Here is a 15,085-nt window from a genome sequence, read left to right as displayed (position 1 = left end):
GTCACACCCAGCCCGCATCGACGATGAACTGCTGGCTCGTACACATGCGGCTGTCGTCGGCGGCGAGGAACAGCGCCATGCGCGCGATGTCGGCGGGCTGCAGCCGGTCGGGCAGGCATTGCCTTTCCGCGATCTGGCGTTCACCGGCCGGATTGAGCCACAGGCGCATCTGGCGCTCGGTCATCACCCAGCCCGGCACCATGCAGTTGACGCGGATGCGCTCGGGGCCGAGTTCGCGGGCCAGCGCCCGCGTCATGCCGTAGACGGCGGCTTTCGCGGTGACATAGGCCGGACAATCGGGATCGCCGACCATCCAGGTGATGGAGCCGAAATTGATGATCGAGCCACCCCCCTGCGCGCTCATCTGCGGTCGCACCGCCTGCGCGGCGAAGAACTGGTGGCGCAGATTGACCGCCATGCGGTCGTCCCAATAGGCCACCGTCACGTCCTTGGTCTGATGGCGATCATCGTTGCCGGCATTGTTGCACAGCACTTGGATCGGGCCATTGTGCCGCATCGCCTGCGCGGTTGCCGCCTGCAGCTGCTCGACATCGCGCAGATCGCACGGAATAAACAGCGGCGCTGGGTGTCCTTCGGCCGCGATCGCCTCGACCAGATGCCTGGAAGGCTCCTCCGCCAGATCGACGAAGGCGACGCGGCTGCGTTGCGCGCAGAAGTGGCGCACCAGGCTTTCGCCGATGCCGCTGCCTCCGCCGGTTATGAAAACGCTGCGGCCCTTGAGGCTTGGGTAGATGGCGTAGCCGATTTCATCCGTCATCGCGCGCCTCTCTAATGGGAATGCCGGGGGATGCCGGCATCGCGCCGGCCGACGAGAAAGTCGAAATCGCAGCCCTTGTCGGCCTGCAGCACGCGCTCGACATAGAGGCTCTGATAGCCGCCTTCAGGCGGCGCCGGCGGCTTCCAGTCGCGGCGGCGGATCGCCAACTCCTCGTCCGATACCAGCAGTTCAAGCCGGCGGCCGGCGACATCGAGCTCGATGAGATCGCCGTCGCGCACCAAGGCCAGCGCGCCACCGGCCGCGGCCTCCGGCGCGACATGCAGCACCACCGTGCCGTAGGCGGTGCCGCTCATGCGCGCATCCGAGATGCGCACCATGTCGGAGATGCCCTGCTTGAGCAGCTTCGCCGGCAGCGGCATGTTGCCGACCTCGGCCATGCCGGGATAGCCGCGCGGCCCGCAATTCTTCAGCACCATCACCGAGGAGGCGTCGATATCCAGCTCCGGATCGTCGATGCGGGCGTAGTAATGCTCGATGTTCTCGAACACGACCGCCTTGCCGCGGTGCTGCATCAGTTCCGGCGTTGCCGCCGACGGCTTGATGACCGCGCCATTGGGCGCCAGATTGCCGCGCAGGATCGAGATGCCGCCTTGCTCGGTCAACGGTTCGCTCAGCGGCCGGATAACCTCGCGGTTGTAGTTGGGCGCGCCGTCGATCAACGCGCCGATCGTCTTGTCGCTGACGGTCATGACATCGCGATGAAGAAGCCCCACTTCATCAAGCGACGCCATGACCGCAGCCAGCCCCCCGGCATAGTAGAAATCTTCCATCAGGAACCGGCCCGACGGCATCAGGTCGACAATGGTTGGAACGTCGCGGCCAAGGCGGTCCCAGTCTTCGAGGCTGAGATCGACACCGACCCGGTTGGCGATGGCGATCAGATGCAGCACCGCATTGGTCGAGCCGCCGATCGCGCCATTGACGCGAATGGCGTTCTCGAACGCTTGCTTTGTGAGAATGTCCGAAATCTTCACGTCCCTGCGGACCAGATCGACGATCTGGCGTCCGGCCATCTGGGCGAGCACGCTACGGCGCGAATCCACGGCCGGGATCGCGGCATTGTCCGGCATGCCGATGCCGAGCGCTTCCACCATGCTGGCCATGGTCGAGGCCGTGCCCATGGTCATGCAACTGCCGGCCGACCGGCTCTGGCCCTGTTCTGCGGCGAGGAAGTCGGCGACCGGCATGCGGCCGGCCTTCACTTCCTCGGCGAATTTCCAGACATGGGTACCCGAGCCGATATCCTGCCCACGGAACTTGCCGTTGAGCATCGGCCCGCCGGAAACGGTGATGGTCGGCAAATTGCAAGAGGCGGCGCCCATCAAGAGCGCCGGCGTGGTCTTGTCGCAGCCCACCAGCAGGATGACGCCGTCGATGGGGTTGCCGCGGATGGATTCCTCGACATCCATGCTGACCAGGTTGCGAAACAGCATGGCGGTGGGGCGCATGTTGCTTTCGCCCAGTGACATGACAGGAAACTCGAGCGGCAGGCCTCCGGCCTCGTAGACGCCGCGTTTGACGTGATCGGCCAGCGCCCGCAGATGCGCATTGCACGGCGTCAGTTCCGACCATGTGTTGCAGATGCCGATCACCGGGCGGCCGTCGAAGGCGTCGGCCGGGATGCCCTGGTTCTTCATCCAGCTGCGGTGCATGAAGGCGTTCTTGCCTTCACCGCCGAACCAGGCTTCGGACCGCAGTTTGCGTTTGGTCTCGGTCACGATTGCTGGCCCCGATCCTGGCGGCGTCTGTTGCGGTTCTCGACGCTGCGGCGCACGTCGTCCTCGGCATTGTCGATGAGCACCAGCAGTGCCTTCTGCGCGCCGGCGGCGTCGCCGGCGGCGATCTTCTCGGCCACCTCGCGATGCAGCGGCAAGGAATGGCGCTGGCCTTCCGGATTGTCGTTGGAGAGGCGAAAGCTCATCACCAGCGCCGTTTCGACCAGTGCCGCCAGCGAGCCGATCAGCTCATTGCCGGTCATGCGCAGGATGGTCTGGTGGAACACCAGATCGGGCTTGGCGAAGCGGTCGCCATCGTCGCTCATCGCTTCCATTTCGGCGAGTGCCGCATGGATCTCGGCAATCTGTGCCGGCGTCGCGCGCTGGGCGGCAAGTGCTGCCGACATCGGTTCGATGGCGCGGCGCAGTTCGAACAGCGCCCGCACATCGTCGGCGCTGACACCGCCGGCGTAGCGCCATGACAGCACGTCCGGATCAAGGAAATTCCAGTCGGAGCGTGGGCGCACCCGTGTGCCGGTCTTCGGCCGGGATTCGACCAGCCCCTTGCCAGCCAGAACCTTGATGGCCTCGCGCAGCACCGTGCGGCTGACCCCCAGCATCTCGCTGGAATCGTCGGCATTGGGCAGCGCCTCGCCGGGCAGGAAGTCGCCCTGCACGATGCGCAGGCCGATCTGCTCGACGACCGTCGCGTGCAATGCGGTGGAGCCGCTGGAAACCGCCACGGCAACCCGCGACGTCCGTGCCATGCTAAAAGATTTCTTATTCTTCATACTATTCATATGATATGTCTTATCGTCATTGCGATTGGAGTCAAGGGACGGGGGAGCGCCTATGACAAAGAATTTCGCTGCCATTGCCGCGCAGCACACGGAACTGGTTTCGATCAGCGACGGCATCGCGACGGTCGACATTGCTCCGGCCGCTGGCGGTGCGCTGGCGTCGTATCGATGGTGGCAAGATGGCGCCGCTGTGGATTGGCTGCGCCCGGCCGATCCGGCGGCGATCAGTAGCCGCGATGTTGGCGCCATGGCCTGCTTCCCGCTCGTTCCCTATTCCAATCGCATAAGGGGCGGCCGGTTCGAGTTCGCGGGACGTACCGTCCGGCTTCCGACGACTGCCGACGATCCTCATCACGAGCATGGTCATGGCTGGCGTCGGCCTTGGGTGGTCGTCAGGCATGAAGCCGGCATGATCGTCCTGCGCTATCGCCACGCCGCCGATTCCTGGCCGTGGAGCTATGAAGCCGAGCAAGAGATAACGCTGGCTGACGGCAGGCTTTGCGTGACCATCAAGGTACGCAACCTGTCGGACGCACCGATGCCGGTTGGCTTCGGCCTCCATCCCTATTTCCCGTCGACGCCGTGGGCGCATGTCCAGGCGCCGGTATCCGGCATGTGGGAGACGGACAGGGAGGTCCTGCCCGCCCGGCATGTCCTGCCGCCGGCAGGAGCCGACCCGTCCATCGGTTTCGACGTATCGGAAGTGGACTTCGACACGGTCTTCACCGGATGGGCGCGCCGCGCCCGGATCTCCTGGCCCGAACACGGATGGCGACTGGACATCGAGGCCGAGGCGCCGCTCGATTTCCTTGTTCTCTACACGCCGCCCGGCGAGCCGTTCTTTTGCGCCGAGCCGGTCAGCAACATCACGGATGCCTTCAACCACGCGGGCGGCGGCATCGACACTGGCTGCATCGTACTGGCGCCCGGTCTGATGCGATCCGCCAGCGTTCGCTTCACGCCGTCCCTGGCCGTTTGATCCGTATTGCCGATCGCGAGACGAGCCGGCTCAGAACGGATAGTGCTGGCCGGGATCCTCGATCGTCACCCAGCGCAAATCGGTGAATTCGGCGATCGAGGCCTTGCCGCCGAAGCGGCCATAGCCCGAGCCCTTGACGCCGCCGAACGGCATCTGCGCCTCGTCGCCGACGGTCGGGCCGTTAATGTGGCTGATGCCGGCCTCGATGCGCGCGGCGACCGCCATGGCACGCTTGATGTCGCGGCTGAACACCGCCGACGACAGGCCGTATTCCGTGTCGTTGGCGACACGCACCGCCTCGTCCTCGCCCTTCACCCGGATCACCGGCTTGACCGGCCCGAAGGATTCTTCGGCATAGACGCGCATGGCAGGCGTTACATGATCGAGCAGCGTTGCCTCGACAACGGTGCCAGTACGCTTGCCGCCGGCGGCAAGCTTGGCGCCCTTGGCGACGGCGTCAGCGACAAGCTCCTCCATCTTGTCGGCCGCCTGGCTGCTGATCAGCGAGCCCAGCACGACATGGCCACGCGGATCGCCGGCCGGCAGGCTCGACGCGCGGGCGGCCAGCTTGGAAACGAATTCGTCGGCGATCCTCTCATCGACGATCAGCCGCTCGGTCGACATGCAGATCTGGCCCTGATGCATGAAGGCGCCGAAGGTCGCCGCATTGACCGCTGCGTCGATGTCGGCGTCGTCCAGAACCAGCAGCGGCGCCTTGCCGCCGAGTTCGAGCAGCGCCGGCTTCAGATGCCGCCCGGCAAGCTCGGCGATGATGCGCCCGACCTTGGTCGAGCCGGTGAAGTTGACGCGCTTGACCGAGGGATGCGCGACCAGCGCCTCGACGATCGCAGCGGCATCCTTGGGGTCATTGGTGACGACATTGATGACGCCCTTGGGCAGGCCGGCCTCGACCAGCACCTGACCGATCAACCGGTGTGTGCCCGGGCACATTTCGGAGGCCTTCAGCACTACCGTGTTGCCGCAGGCGATCGGCATGGCGATGGCGCGGGTACCGAGAATGACCGGCGCGTTCCACGGCGCGATGCCGAGGCACACGCCAGCCGGTTGGCGGATCGCCATGGCGAGCGTCCCCGGCTTGTCGGAAGGGATGATCTCGCCCGAAATCTGCGTCGTCATGGCCGCCGCCTCGCGCAGCATGTTGGCCGCCAGCATGACGTTGAAACCGGCCCAGGGGCCGGTTGCGCCGGTCTCTTCCATCATCAATTTGGTGAATTCGCCGACCTTGGAGGCCATGACGTCGGCCGCCTTTGACAGCAAGGCACGGCGCTCGCCAGGCCCGGTCTTCGACCAGGTCGTAAAGGCGGTTGCAGCGGCGTCGACCGCGGCATTGGCGTCGGCAACGCTGGCAGCGGCAGCGCGCGTTGCCAGTTTGTCGGTGAACGGGTCCATGCGCTCGTAGGCGGCCGCGCCGGACGCATCCCTTTTGTCGCCGTCGATCAAAAGTCCGATATCCATGATTGTCTCCCTCGCTCCGTCTGGAGCTTCGCGGTTAGAAGCCGAGCACTTCGGCGTTGATCGATGCTTCGAGGCCGCCGTCGACCGGCACGTTGGCGCCGTTGACCCAGCGCGCGCCGTCCGAGCATAGGAACAGCACGACAGGCGCTATATCGCCCGATGTGCCGGCCCGTCCGACCCTGGCAATGTCGCTGTCGACGCGGGCATCGCCAAGCACGGTGCGGAACTGTTTCAGGATCGGCGTCTCGACCGGTCCCGGGCTCACCGCATTGACGCGGATGCCACGGCGTTTGAACAGATCCTGGTGCGCCGCGCGAAAGGTCCACAGCAGGAGCAGTTCCTTCGAGACGGGATAGCCTTCCTCGTTCCTGACCGCATGGTCGGCGACCACCTTGGCGACATCCGGGAAACCCTCGATGCCGACCATCGAGGCCGCTCGGTTGAGATTGGCGCGCCAGCCGTAGCCGGCGATCGAGGCGACATTGACGATGGCGCCGCCTTCGCGAAGTTTGGGCGCAAGCCCTTCCGAAAGCGCCCGCAGCCCGAAGAAATTGACGGCCAGCGTCGACACCGCGCCGGTGTTGCCGGAGAGGCCGGCGACATTGCAGAGCGCATCGATGCGCTGCGGCAGGCGCGCGACCAGCTCGTCGACGCCGGCCTTCGACGAGATATCGGCCTTGACGAAACTGCCCACCGCTGCCGCCGGCTCGCGTACATCGACGCCGATCACGTCCGCGCCAAGCTGGCCGGCGAGTTCCGCCGTGCGGGCGCCGATTCCGGAAGCAACGCCGGTGATGAGGATCGTCTTGCCGAAAAGCATGGTCATGCCTTCTCCTGATCAAGTGTGGTTCGCTCCGGCGAGGGGGCGGTGCCGTCACCGGCCGGAGCATTTTCCGGAAGCCTGACACGGTAGCCGACCGGCAGCAGGCGCAAGCCGAAGCGCTCCTCGATCGTCCCCCACAGGCCGCGCGGCAGGAACAGCGAGAACAGCACCGCGGTGGCGCCGAGGCCGACGAGGTACCAGACGCCGGTGCCGCCGAACCAGGTCTCGATGAGGAAGAACGCCAGCGCGCCAAGGATGGCGCCCTCGAACGTTCCGATGCCGCCGACCAGCACCATGAAGATCATGTAGGCGGTCCACTGGACGTTGAAGTAGGTTTTCGGCTGGAAGGTGATGGAGGTCGCCAGCCACAGCGCCCCGGCAACGCCGATGCCGAAGGCGGCAAGCACGAACAAAAGCCGTTTGGTGCCGGTGACGCGCACGCCGACCGAGGCGGCGGCTTCCTCATTGTCGCGGATGGCGCGGATGGCGGCACCCGTGCTGCCGCGCAGCAAGCCGAACAGAATGCCGAGCAGGGCGGTCATCGAGCCCAGCGCCAGCCAGTAGATCGCCACCCGTCTGGTGCCGGCATCGTAGACGTTGAGCGAGATCAGCGACGTGCCGGTTTCGCCTTGCACCAGCCGGTCGAGATTGACCAGGAGATGCGTCAGCGCCGCGATCACCCACATGCCGATGGCGAACTCGCCGTTCCTCAGCCGCAGCATGAACAACGACAGCGGCCAGGAGACAACGCCGACAACGATCGCCGACACGAAAAGCGAGGCGAAAGGGTTGAGGCCGGCATCGGCCAGCCGGATGGCGAAATAGGCGCCGAGCCCGAAGAACACCTGCTGGCCGACGGAAACCAGGCCGCCGAATCCGGCCAGTGCGTTCCACATCGCCGCCAGGATCACATAGATGAACAATGCCGTCATGCGGTCGACCGCGCCCGCCGAGAGGAACTGCGGCGCGATGGCGAGCAGCGCGATGATGACAGCGACCGCAATCGCCGCGATCCGCGACGTCGTCGTGCCGCGCTCGATGACCGGCGAGGACGAAACGGCACTCATGACGCGCTCCGCGAAGGCAGGCGCAACAGGCCGCGCAGGCCAAGGCCCGACGTGGACAGCCGCACGAACAGCACGACGAGGAATACGGCATGGCCGCCGATCAGAAAGCCTTGCGGATGCACTTGCGCACCGAGTGTCTGTGCAAGCGCCAGCACGATGCCGCCGACCAGCGTTCCCCACAGCGAACCGGCGCCGCCGATCACAGCGGCCTCGAAAGCGAACAGCAGTTGCGGCGCGCCGGCATAGGGATCGAAGGTGGCGCGCATGCCCAGGAACGCGCCGGCAAGGCCGACCGTGACCATGGCGATGGAAGCAGCGATGGCATTGGCGCGGCGCGCATCGACGCCGACCAGGCCCGCCGTATCGGGATCTTCCGAGGTGGCGCGGATCGAGCGGCCAAGCCGGGTGCGGGTGAGGAACAGCTGCAGCCCGCCCAGCAGGATCACGGCGGTGGCGAACATGATCACGGCGAGCTTGCCGACATAGATGCCGCCAGGCCATTCCCAGGAATCATAGGACAGGCTGCCGATATAGGGCGCCAGCGAACGCGTGTCGGCGCCGAACTGCTCGAACAGCATGTTGTCGATGACAATGGCCAGCCCAAACGTGGTCAGGATCGGCAGCAGCGCACCGCCACGCGCGCTGCGTTCGAGCAGGAAACGCTGAAGCGCCCAGCCGATCGCCGCCATCAGCGGCAGCACGATCAGCAGGCCGACAAACGGCGGGATATGGAACCGCGAGGCGAGCCACCACAGCGCAAAGGCCGCGAACACGGCAAGGCTGCCATGGGCGAGGTTGATGATGCGCATCACCGAGAACATGAAGGACAGGCCGCAGGCGACCAGCGCGTAGTAGCCACCGAGCAGGATGCCCTGGATGATCTGGTTGCTCATGCCGGAACGCTCCCGGGACTTTTCCGGTGCAGGCCGAAATAAGCTTTCGTCACCTCGTCGCGCGACACCGCCTTGCTCGGCCCTTCGAGCGCCACGCGCCCTTCGAGCATGCAGATCACCCTGTCGGAGACAGACAGCGCGCGGTTGAGGTCCTGCTCGACCAGGATGATCGTCGTGCCGGAAGCGATCAGCCCCTGAAGGGCCGCGTAGACACGGTCGACGATCAGCGGCGACAGGCCGAGCGAAACCTCGTCGAGCAAAAGCACGTCCGGGTTGCCCATCAGCGCCCGGCCGATCGCCGTCGCCTGCTGCTCGCCGCCTGAGAGATGGCCCGTCTTGGCATGGCGGCGCGGCTTCAGATTGGGAAACATGTCGAGCACCCTGTCGACGCTCCACTCGCCCGGCCGGCCGGCGGTTCTGCCGAGCAGAAGGTTCTCCTCGACCGTCATCTGCACGAAGAGTTTTCGCCCTTCCGGCACCAGCGCGATGCCCATGCCGACGCGCCTGTGCGACGGCACGTTGGTAAGATCGGCGCCGTCCAGCAGCACGCGGCCGGCCGCCGGCTGGTGCGCGCCGGCAATTGCCCTGAGCAGCGTGGTCTTGCCGGCGCCGTTGGCGCCGACCAGCGCCAGCGTCTCGCCGCGTTCGATGCTGAAGCTGACGCCGCGCACCGCCTGCAGCAGGCCATGGCGGACAACGAGATCGTCAACCGACAGCAGGCTCATTTCGGGCCTCCGCCGAGATAGGCGCGCACGACCTCCGGATCGGCCATGACAGCTTGCGGCTCGCCGTCGGCGATGATCTTTCCTGCATCCATGCAGATCAGCCGTTCGGCCACTTGCAGCAGGATGTGGACGATGTGCTCGATCCAGACGATGCCGATCTTGCGGCGGCGCAATTCCTTGATCGTGTCGACGAGCTCACCGGCTTCGCCGTCGGTCAGGCCGCCGCCGATCTCGTCGAGCAGCAGCAGCGTCGGCCTTGCCGCCAGCGCGCGCGCCAGTTCCAGCCGCTTGCGGTCGAGCAGTCCGAGCGTCTCGGCGCGGCGGTTGGCAATATCAAGCATGCCGCACAGCTTCAGCGAGCCGAGCGCCTCCTCATAGGCCTCGTCCCGCCCGAGCCCGGCGCCGTGCGAGGCCGCGACGAAGACATTCTCGAAAGTGGTCATGCCGCTGAACGGTTTGGGCACCTGATGCGTGCGCACCAGCCCGAGCCGGCAACGCTGCGTCGCCGGCAAGGACGTCACGTCATCGCCTTTGAATCTGACAGTGCCCGCACTCGGCGGAAAGGCGCCGGAAAGCACGCTGAGCAGCGTCGTCTTGCCGGCGCCGTTCGGGCCGACAATGCCGACCGCCTCGTCGGCCGCCATGGCGAAATCGACCGCATCCAGCACCACAAGCGCACCGAAGCGCTTGTGGATGCCGGCGGCAACGAGAACAGCCTGTTGTTGCGGATGGGTCACCACCTCGTCTGCGGTCCATCAGCCGTTGTAAGGCTGGAGCTTGGCTTCGACAGGCACCTTCGGATCGGTGGCGTTTTCGGTCACCACATAGTCGAGCGGGAATTTGCTGCCTTCCTTGGCGGCCACCCACTGCGTGCCGATGATCGGGCCGGGCGAGACATTGGCGACAGGGCCGCTGGTGAAGTCGACCATGCCGATCATGGTCTCGGTCTTCAGCGTGCTCAGCGCCTTGGCCACCGCCGCCTTGTCCTTGGCGTCGGTGCTGGCCTTCAGCGCTTCGAAGCCGGCGTCCAGCAGCGACATCGAGGCGCCGAGCTGCTGCGTCCACTGCTTGCCGCTCGCTGCCTCGTAGCCGTCGGCGAGCTCGGCTCCCGAAACGCCAGTCAGCGGCGACTTGTAGGGGAAGGCCTTGTGCCAATAGGCGGCGCTCGAAATCTTCATGCCGAGGTCGCCGAGCGCCTCGATATCGGACGGGAATAGGCCTGTCTTGGCGACCTGGGCGATCTTGATCTGCTTGATCAGCCCCTGCTGTGCCGCCTGGCGCCAGAAGGCGGCAAAGTCAGGCGGGATCGGGAATGAATTGAAGATCTCGACGCCTTCCTGCTTGAACAGCGCGATCTGCGAGGAATAGTCGGTGGTGCCGGTCTCGTAGGCGCCGGGATCGACGATGGTGAAACCTTGCTTGGCCAGCAGCGGCGCCAGATTGGCGCGGATGGCGTTGCCGTCGGCGTCGTTGGGATACATGACGCCGACCTTCTTGTTGGTCTCGATCAGGTTCCATTGCGAAATATAGGTCTTGAAGAACTCGCCGACGCCGAAGCCGAAATGATAGGTCCATTTGAACGGCGAGGGTGCGCCGGGTTTCGCGCCACGGCCGAAATACCAGGCCTCCCACGGCATGACGGTCGACAGGCAGGGCACCCCCGCGGCCTCGCAGGCATCGGCCACCGGGTTGATCACCTCGGGCGTCGACACCGCCAGCATCAGGTCGATGGCTTGGTTGTTGATCAGATCCTTGGCGAGCTGGCCGGCGCGGGAGGGATCGGACTGCGTGTCCTGGTCGAGGATTTCGACGCTGTACTTCTTGCCGCCGATCTCAATTCCGCCGGCCAGCGCCTTGCGGGCAAGGTCGAGCACATAGCCGTCGGTCTGGCCGAAGCCTGCCAGCGGCCCGGTGCGCGGGCTGACGAAGCCGACCTTGAGCGTTTCGCCTGCCTGGGCGAAAGCGCTCCTGCCGCCGAGTGCGAGCGCCGCGCCTCCGGCGATCGAGGTGGCGACGAACTGGCGTCGCGAAATGTCGCTGATGCTGGATTTGCTGCCGATAGAATGGGTCATGCGTTCCTCCCTCTGTGGCTCCTCCATCGGCACAGTGCACCAGCGTTTTGGTTCGGTAAAATGATATTTTGCGGTGTTTCATTAACCTCTGGGTTAGGGGATTTCCCGGCAAAGACGGAGCGCGGTCCGAATGGTCCGACGCCTCACTTGCCCGGCCTTGCCGCCTCGCGAATCGTCTGCAGCAGGATGGTGAAGGCTGGCGATGGCGCCGTATCGGTGCGCATCGTCAGGCCGACCGGCCCCTTGGTTTCCTCGGTGTCGACCGGCAGGGCGACGAAGGCGCCGCTGGCGATCTCGTTGGCAACCACGCCGGCCGAAATGATCCACACCGCATTGCTCTGCCGCATGAAGGAGCGGCCAAACGAATCCGAGACGGTTTCGATCTCGGTCGCCGGCGCTGTCATGCCGTTGGTGATGAACAGGCGATCGACAAAGGGGCGGATGACGGATTCCCGGGTCGGCATCAGCACCGGGAAGTCGTCGAGGCTGGCGAAGATGTCCGCTCCTGGTTCGAGCAGCGGATGTCCGGCCCGCACCACGAACAGCACCTGTTCGGAATAGAGATGTTCGAAGAAGAAGCCGGTCATGTTCTCGGGGGCTGCCAGCCGTCCGACGACGAGATCGAGCGCGCCGGTGCGCAACTGTTCGAGCAGCACGGCATTCTCGCCTGTGACGATCTTGAGCGCAGCGCCCGTATTTTCCGTCAGGAACAGGCTCATCGCTTGCGGCATGACCTTGGCCGACACGGTCGGCAGCGCGCCGATGCGGATCGGATGGCGGTTGATGGCGCCGTCCTGGCGAACCGAATCGACGCCGCGCTTCAACGCCGTGATCGCCGAACCGGCATGGCTGAGGAAGATCTCGCCAAGCCTTGTGACCCGGATACCGCGCCCGTCACGCTCGACAACGGCGACACCGAGCGCCTCTTCCAGCTCACGCAACGTCTTGGTCACCGCCGGCGCGCTGACATGCAGGAAATCGGCGGCGCGGGCCACGCTGCCCTGCCGCGCGACCTCCAGGAAGGCCTGCAGATGACGAAAGCGGATGCGGCTCTCGGCCATGGATTTGATAACCCCCGAGTTAATGAAATGGCGCAAAATATCATTTTACCGAACCAAATGCCTTGTGCAATGTGGAGATGGAGGATTGAAATCGTGCCATTCGTCACCCTTGGCGGCATCACGCTGCATCACCGTTATGTCGAGGCGAACAGCAGGACGCCAACGGTGGTGTTCATCAATTCGCTCGGCACCGACTTCCGCATCTGGGACGAAATCGTCTCGGCGCTCGAGGGGGACATGCCCTTGCTGGTCTATGACAAGCGCGGCCACGGGCTGTCCGACATAGGCGAGATCAAGTCGATCGACGATCATGTCGACGATCTCTCGGGGCTCATCGATCATTTCGGCTTGAAGAAGGTCGTGCTGTGCGGCCTTTCGGTCGGCGGCATGATCGCGCAAGGGCTCTACGCCAGGCGCCCCGGGATCGTCGAGGCCATGATCCTGTGCGACACGGCCCACAAGATCGGTACCAATGAGAGCTGGAACACACGCATCGCGGTCGTCGAACGCAAGGGCATCCAGGCCATCGCCGATGGCGTGCTCAAACTGTGGTTCACTCCCGCCTTCCACACCGCGCGGGTGGCCGAGCTGGACGGCTATTGGAACATGATGACCCGGCAGGCTGTCGCCGGTTACGTCGGGACTTGCGCAGCCATCCGCGCCGCCGATTTTACCGACGCAGCACGCCGCATCGCGGTGCCGACGCTCTGCGTCGTCGGTGACCAGGACGGCTCGACGCCGCCCGCTCTCGTCCGATCGCTGGCCGCTCTGATCCCCGGTTCGCGTTTCGAGATCATCCGCGACGCTGGACATATTCCCTGCGTCGAACAGCCTGAAGCGCTCACCGCGCTGATCCGCGGTTTTGTCGCATCGCTTGCCCCTGGAGCAGAAAACCATGGATGAAGTCCCCGGCAACGCAGCCAGATATCGCACTGGCCTCGCGGTGCGGCGCGCGGTGCTCGGCGATCGGCATGTCGATCGGGCCGAGGTCGCCGCCACCGATTTCGATCAACCCTTCCAGGAACTGATCACCGAGGCAGCCTGGGGGACTGTGTGGGCCCGGCCGGGCCTCAGCAAGCGCGAGCGCTCGATCGTCACGCTGGCGCTGCTGGCGGCACTTGGCCATGATGAGGAGGTCGCCCTGCATGTGCGCGCCACCGCCAACACCGGTGCGACGCGCGACGATATCTGCGAGGCGTTCCTGCATGTCGCCATCTATGCCGGCGTGCCGGCCGCCAACCGTGCCTTCAGAATAGCCAAGGACGTGTTTTCGGAAATGGACGGAGCCGACAATGCCCTCTGAGTCCGGCTCGAACCGGAAGCCCGAGACCGGCGCCTTCTTCCAGCGCGACCGGACATGGCATCCTCCGGCGCTGACGCCGGCCTATAAGAGTTCGGTGCTGCGCTCGCCGCAGAAGGCCCTGCTCTCGTTCGACAATACGCTGTCGGAAATAGCCGGACCGGTCTTCGGCCATGCCATGCTGGGTGAGCTCGACAACGACCTGATCCATAATTTCGCCAGGCCGGGCGAGAGCGCCATCGGCGAACGCATCATCGTCCATGGGCGTGTGCTCGATGAGCGAGGTGTTGGCGTTCCCGGCGTGCTCATCGAATTCTGGCAGGCCAATGCCGGCGGCCGCTACCGCCACAAGAAGGACGGCTATCTGGCGCCGCTCGACCCGAATTTCGGTGGCTGCGGCCGCACCATTACAGGCGAGGATGGTGGCTATGCCTTCCGCACCGTCAAGCCCGGACCCTATCCCTGGCCGAATGGTCCCAATGACTGGCGCCCGGCGCACATCCATTTCTCGGTTTTCGGCCACGGCTTCGCGCAGCGACTGATCACGCAGATGTATTTCGAGGGCGACCCGCTGATCTGGAAATGCCCGATCGTGCGCGGCATCGCCGACAAGGCGGCCATAGAGGCGCTGACCGCAATCCTAGACACGCAGGCGACCATCCCGATGGACGCGCTTGCCTACAAGTTCGACGTCGTGCTGCGCGGGCGCCGCTCCTCGCTGTTCGAAGACAAGCTGGAGGGCAATTGATGGCCCAGTCGCTCGACCGGCTCAGGGAGAGCCCCTCGCAGACCGCCGGACCCTACGTCCATATCGGGCTGACGCCCAACTTCTGCGGCATCAGTGGCGTCTATGCGACCGATCTCGGCTCGACCATGGTCAACGATAGGACCAAAGGCGAGCGCATCGGTCTCAAAATCCGGGTGCTCGACGGCACCGGCACGCCGCTCAAGGATGCGCTGATCGAGATCTGGCAGGCGGGCGCGAATGGGCTCTACAATTCGCCTGCTGAGATGCGCGGCGCGGCCGATCCGAACTTCCTCGGCTGGGGCCGCCGCCCGACCGACATGGAAACCGGCGTCTGTGCATTCGAGACGATCAAGCCCGGCCGCGTGCCGTTCCGGGATGGAAGGCTGATGGCGCCCCACGTCACACTGTGGATCGTCGCGCGCGGCATCAATCTCGGCCTGCACACGCGGCTCTATTTCTCCGACGAGGAAAAGGCCAATGGCGAGGATCCGATCCTGGCGCGCATCGAGCACCGCGTCCGCGTGCCGACTTTGATCGCCGAGCGCCAGGGCAACGCTTACGTCTTCGATGTCCATCTCCAGGGGGAGAAGGAAACGGTCTTCTTCGACAGTTGATGGTCAGGAGAAG

At 65.2% G+C, this 15,085-nt stretch carries 16 protein-coding genes; 5 read left to right on the top strand and 11 right to left on the bottom strand.

The genetic code is table 11. The features are described from left to right. Position 1: 1 nt before the first annotated feature. The 3 genes from FJ546_RS02555 to FJ546_RS02545 are packed head-to-tail and all read right to left on the bottom strand — an operon-like array spanning position 2 to position 3,281. Positions 2 to 778 (bottom strand): SDR family oxidoreductase, encoded by a 777-nt coding sequence (locus FJ546_RS02555; protein WP_140887817.1) that lies wholly within the window; start codon positions 776 to 778, stop codon positions 2 to 4. A gap of 11 nt (positions 779 to 789) precedes the next feature. After that, positions 790 to 2,517 (bottom strand): IlvD/Edd family dehydratase, encoded by a 1,728-nt coding sequence (locus FJ546_RS02550; protein ID WP_140887815.1) that lies wholly within the window; start codon positions 2,515 to 2,517, stop codon positions 790 to 792. Then, the gene (locus tag FJ546_RS02545) at positions 2,514 to 3,281 is read right to left on the bottom strand and encodes a FadR/GntR family transcriptional regulator (RefSeq protein WP_246686714.1); all 768 of its coding nucleotides are present in this window, start codon (positions 3,279 to 3,281) and stop codon (positions 2,514 to 2,516) included. The genes FJ546_RS02550 and FJ546_RS02545 overlap by 4 nt, the downstream gene beginning before the upstream one ends. A gap of 85 nt (positions 3,282 to 3,366) precedes the next feature. On the opposite strand from FJ546_RS02545, the gene FJ546_RS02540 reads away from it, so the two are divergent. Further along, entirely contained in the window at positions 3,367 to 4,293 is a 927-nt protein-coding gene (locus tag FJ546_RS02540) for an aldose 1-epimerase (protein WP_140887813.1), read from the top strand. 30 nt (positions 4,294 to 4,323) lie between these two features. Here the strand turns inward: FJ546_RS02540 and FJ546_RS02535 are convergent, their stop codons facing one another. From FJ546_RS02535 to pcaQ, 8 genes are all read right to left on the bottom strand, one after another. Then, positions 4,324 to 5,769 (bottom strand): aldehyde dehydrogenase, encoded by a 1,446-nt coding sequence (locus FJ546_RS02535; RefSeq protein ID WP_140887812.1) that lies wholly within the window; start codon positions 5,767 to 5,769, stop codon positions 4,324 to 4,326. A gap of 34 nt (positions 5,770 to 5,803) precedes the next feature. Next, positions 5,804 to 6,589 carry a coniferyl-alcohol dehydrogenase gene (locus FJ546_RS02530; protein ID WP_140888050.1) on the bottom strand — a complete coding sequence of 262 codons (786 nt, stop codon included), beginning with the start codon at positions 6,587 to 6,589 and terminating at the stop codon, positions 5,804 to 5,806. Positions 6,590 to 6,591: 2 nt separating this feature from the next. Further along, entirely contained in the window at positions 6,592 to 7,659 is a 1,068-nt protein-coding gene (locus tag FJ546_RS02525) for a branched-chain amino acid ABC transporter permease (protein WP_140887810.1), read from the bottom strand. After that, the gene (locus FJ546_RS02520) at positions 7,656 to 8,552 is read right to left on the bottom strand and encodes a branched-chain amino acid ABC transporter permease (RefSeq protein WP_140887808.1); all 897 of its coding nucleotides are present in this window, start codon (positions 8,550 to 8,552) and stop codon (positions 7,656 to 7,658) included. The genes FJ546_RS02525 and FJ546_RS02520 overlap by 4 nt, the downstream gene beginning before the upstream one ends. Then, on the bottom strand, positions 8,549 to 9,277 hold the full coding sequence (locus FJ546_RS02515) for an ABC transporter ATP-binding protein (RefSeq protein WP_140887807.1): 729 nt from the start codon (positions 9,275 to 9,277) through the stop codon (positions 8,549 to 8,551). The genes FJ546_RS02520 and FJ546_RS02515 overlap by 4 nt, the downstream gene beginning before the upstream one ends. Beyond that, a complete protein-coding gene (locus tag FJ546_RS02510; RefSeq protein ID WP_140887805.1) occupies positions 9,274 to 10,017 on the bottom strand; it encodes an ABC transporter ATP-binding protein in 744 nt (247 codons plus the stop codon). Before FJ546_RS02510 ends, FJ546_RS02515 begins: the two co-directional genes overlap by 4 nt. 15 nt (positions 10,018 to 10,032) lie before the next feature. Beyond that, positions 10,033 to 11,349: an ABC transporter substrate-binding protein gene (locus tag FJ546_RS02505; protein ID WP_140887803.1), complete on the bottom strand. Its 1,317-nt coding sequence runs from the start codon at positions 11,347 to 11,349 to the stop codon at positions 10,033 to 10,035. Between the two features lie 143 nt (positions 11,350 to 11,492). Then, the gene (pcaQ, locus tag FJ546_RS02500; protein WP_140887802.1) at positions 11,493 to 12,410 is read right to left on the bottom strand and encodes a pca operon transcription factor PcaQ; all 918 of its coding nucleotides are present in this window, start codon (positions 12,408 to 12,410) and stop codon (positions 11,493 to 11,495) included. Between the two features lie 93 nt (positions 12,411 to 12,503). Here pcaQ and pcaD point away from each other — a divergent pair, with 93 nt between their 5' ends. The 4 genes from pcaD to pcaG are packed head-to-tail and all read left to right on the top strand — an operon-like array spanning position 12,504 to position 15,072. Next, positions 12,504 to 13,313 carry a 3-oxoadipate enol-lactonase gene (gene pcaD, locus FJ546_RS02495; protein WP_140887800.1) on the top strand — a complete coding sequence of 270 codons (810 nt, stop codon included), beginning with the start codon at positions 12,504 to 12,506 and terminating at the stop codon, positions 13,311 to 13,313. Beyond that, positions 13,306 to 13,713 (top strand): 4-carboxymuconolactone decarboxylase, encoded by a 408-nt coding sequence (gene pcaC, locus FJ546_RS02490; RefSeq protein ID WP_095791188.1) that lies wholly within the window; start codon positions 13,306 to 13,308, stop codon positions 13,711 to 13,713. Before pcaD ends, pcaC begins: the two co-directional genes overlap by 8 nt. Further along, positions 13,703 to 14,458 (top strand): protocatechuate 3,4-dioxygenase subunit beta, encoded by a 756-nt coding sequence (gene pcaH / locus FJ546_RS02485; RefSeq protein ID WP_140887798.1) that lies wholly within the window; start codon positions 13,703 to 13,705, stop codon positions 14,456 to 14,458. The genes pcaC and pcaH overlap by 11 nt, the downstream gene beginning before the upstream one ends. After that, positions 14,458 to 15,072 carry a protocatechuate 3,4-dioxygenase subunit alpha gene (gene pcaG / locus FJ546_RS02480; RefSeq protein ID WP_140887797.1) on the top strand — a complete coding sequence of 205 codons (615 nt, stop codon included), beginning with the start codon at positions 14,458 to 14,460 and terminating at the stop codon, positions 15,070 to 15,072. Before pcaH ends, pcaG begins: the two co-directional genes overlap by 1 nt. Positions 15,073 to 15,085 lie beyond the last annotated feature (13 nt).

It is taken from the genome of Mesorhizobium sp. B2-4-19, assembly GCF_006441315.1.
Classification (GTDB): Bacteria; Pseudomonadota; Alphaproteobacteria; order Rhizobiales; family Rhizobiaceae; genus Mesorhizobium.
This window is presented reverse-complemented; position numbering and strand designations above follow the sequence as displayed.

Coding starts and splice junctions, on each gene's coding strand:
- FJ546_RS02555 (WP_140887817.1), bottom strand. CDS start 778: ATGACGGATGAAATCGGCTACGCCATCTACCCAAGCCTCAAGGGCCGC.
- FJ546_RS02545 (WP_246686714.1), bottom strand. CDS start 3,281: ATGGCACGGACGTCGCGGGTTGCCGTGGCGGTTTCCAGCGGCTCCACC.
- FJ546_RS02540 (WP_140887813.1), top strand. CDS start 3,367: ATGACAAAGAATTTCGCTGCCATTGCCGCGCAGCACACGGAACTGGTT.
- FJ546_RS02535 (WP_140887812.1), bottom strand. CDS start 5,769: ATGGATATCGGACTTTTGATCGACGGCGACAAAAGGGATGCGTCCGGC.
- FJ546_RS02530 (WP_140888050.1), bottom strand. CDS start 6,589: ATGCTTTTCGGCAAGACGATCCTCATCACCGGCGTTGCTTCCGGAATC.
- FJ546_RS02525 (WP_140887810.1), bottom strand. CDS start 7,659: ATGAGTGCCGTTTCGTCCTCGCCGGTCATCGAGCGCGGCACGACGACG.
- FJ546_RS02520 (WP_140887808.1), bottom strand. CDS start 8,552: ATGAGCAACCAGATCATCCAGGGCATCCTGCTCGGTGGCTACTACGCG.
- FJ546_RS02515 (WP_140887807.1), bottom strand. CDS start 9,277: ATGAGCCTGCTGTCGGTTGACGATCTCGTTGTCCGCCATGGCCTGCTG.
- FJ546_RS02505 (WP_140887803.1), bottom strand. CDS start 11,349: ATGACCCATTCTATCGGCAGCAAATCCAGCATCAGCGACATTTCGCGA.
- pcaQ (WP_140887802.1), bottom strand. CDS start 12,410: ATGGCCGAGAGCCGCATCCGCTTTCGTCATCTGCAGGCCTTCCTGGAG.
- pcaC (WP_095791188.1), top strand. CDS start 13,306: ATGGATGAAGTCCCCGGCAACGCAGCCAGATATCGCACTGGCCTCGCG.
- pcaH (WP_140887798.1), top strand. CDS start 13,703: ATGCCCTCTGAGTCCGGCTCGAACCGGAAGCCCGAGACCGGCGCCTTC.
- pcaG (WP_140887797.1), top strand. CDS start 14,458: ATGGCCCAGTCGCTCGACCGGCTCAGGGAGAGCCCCTCGCAGACCGCC.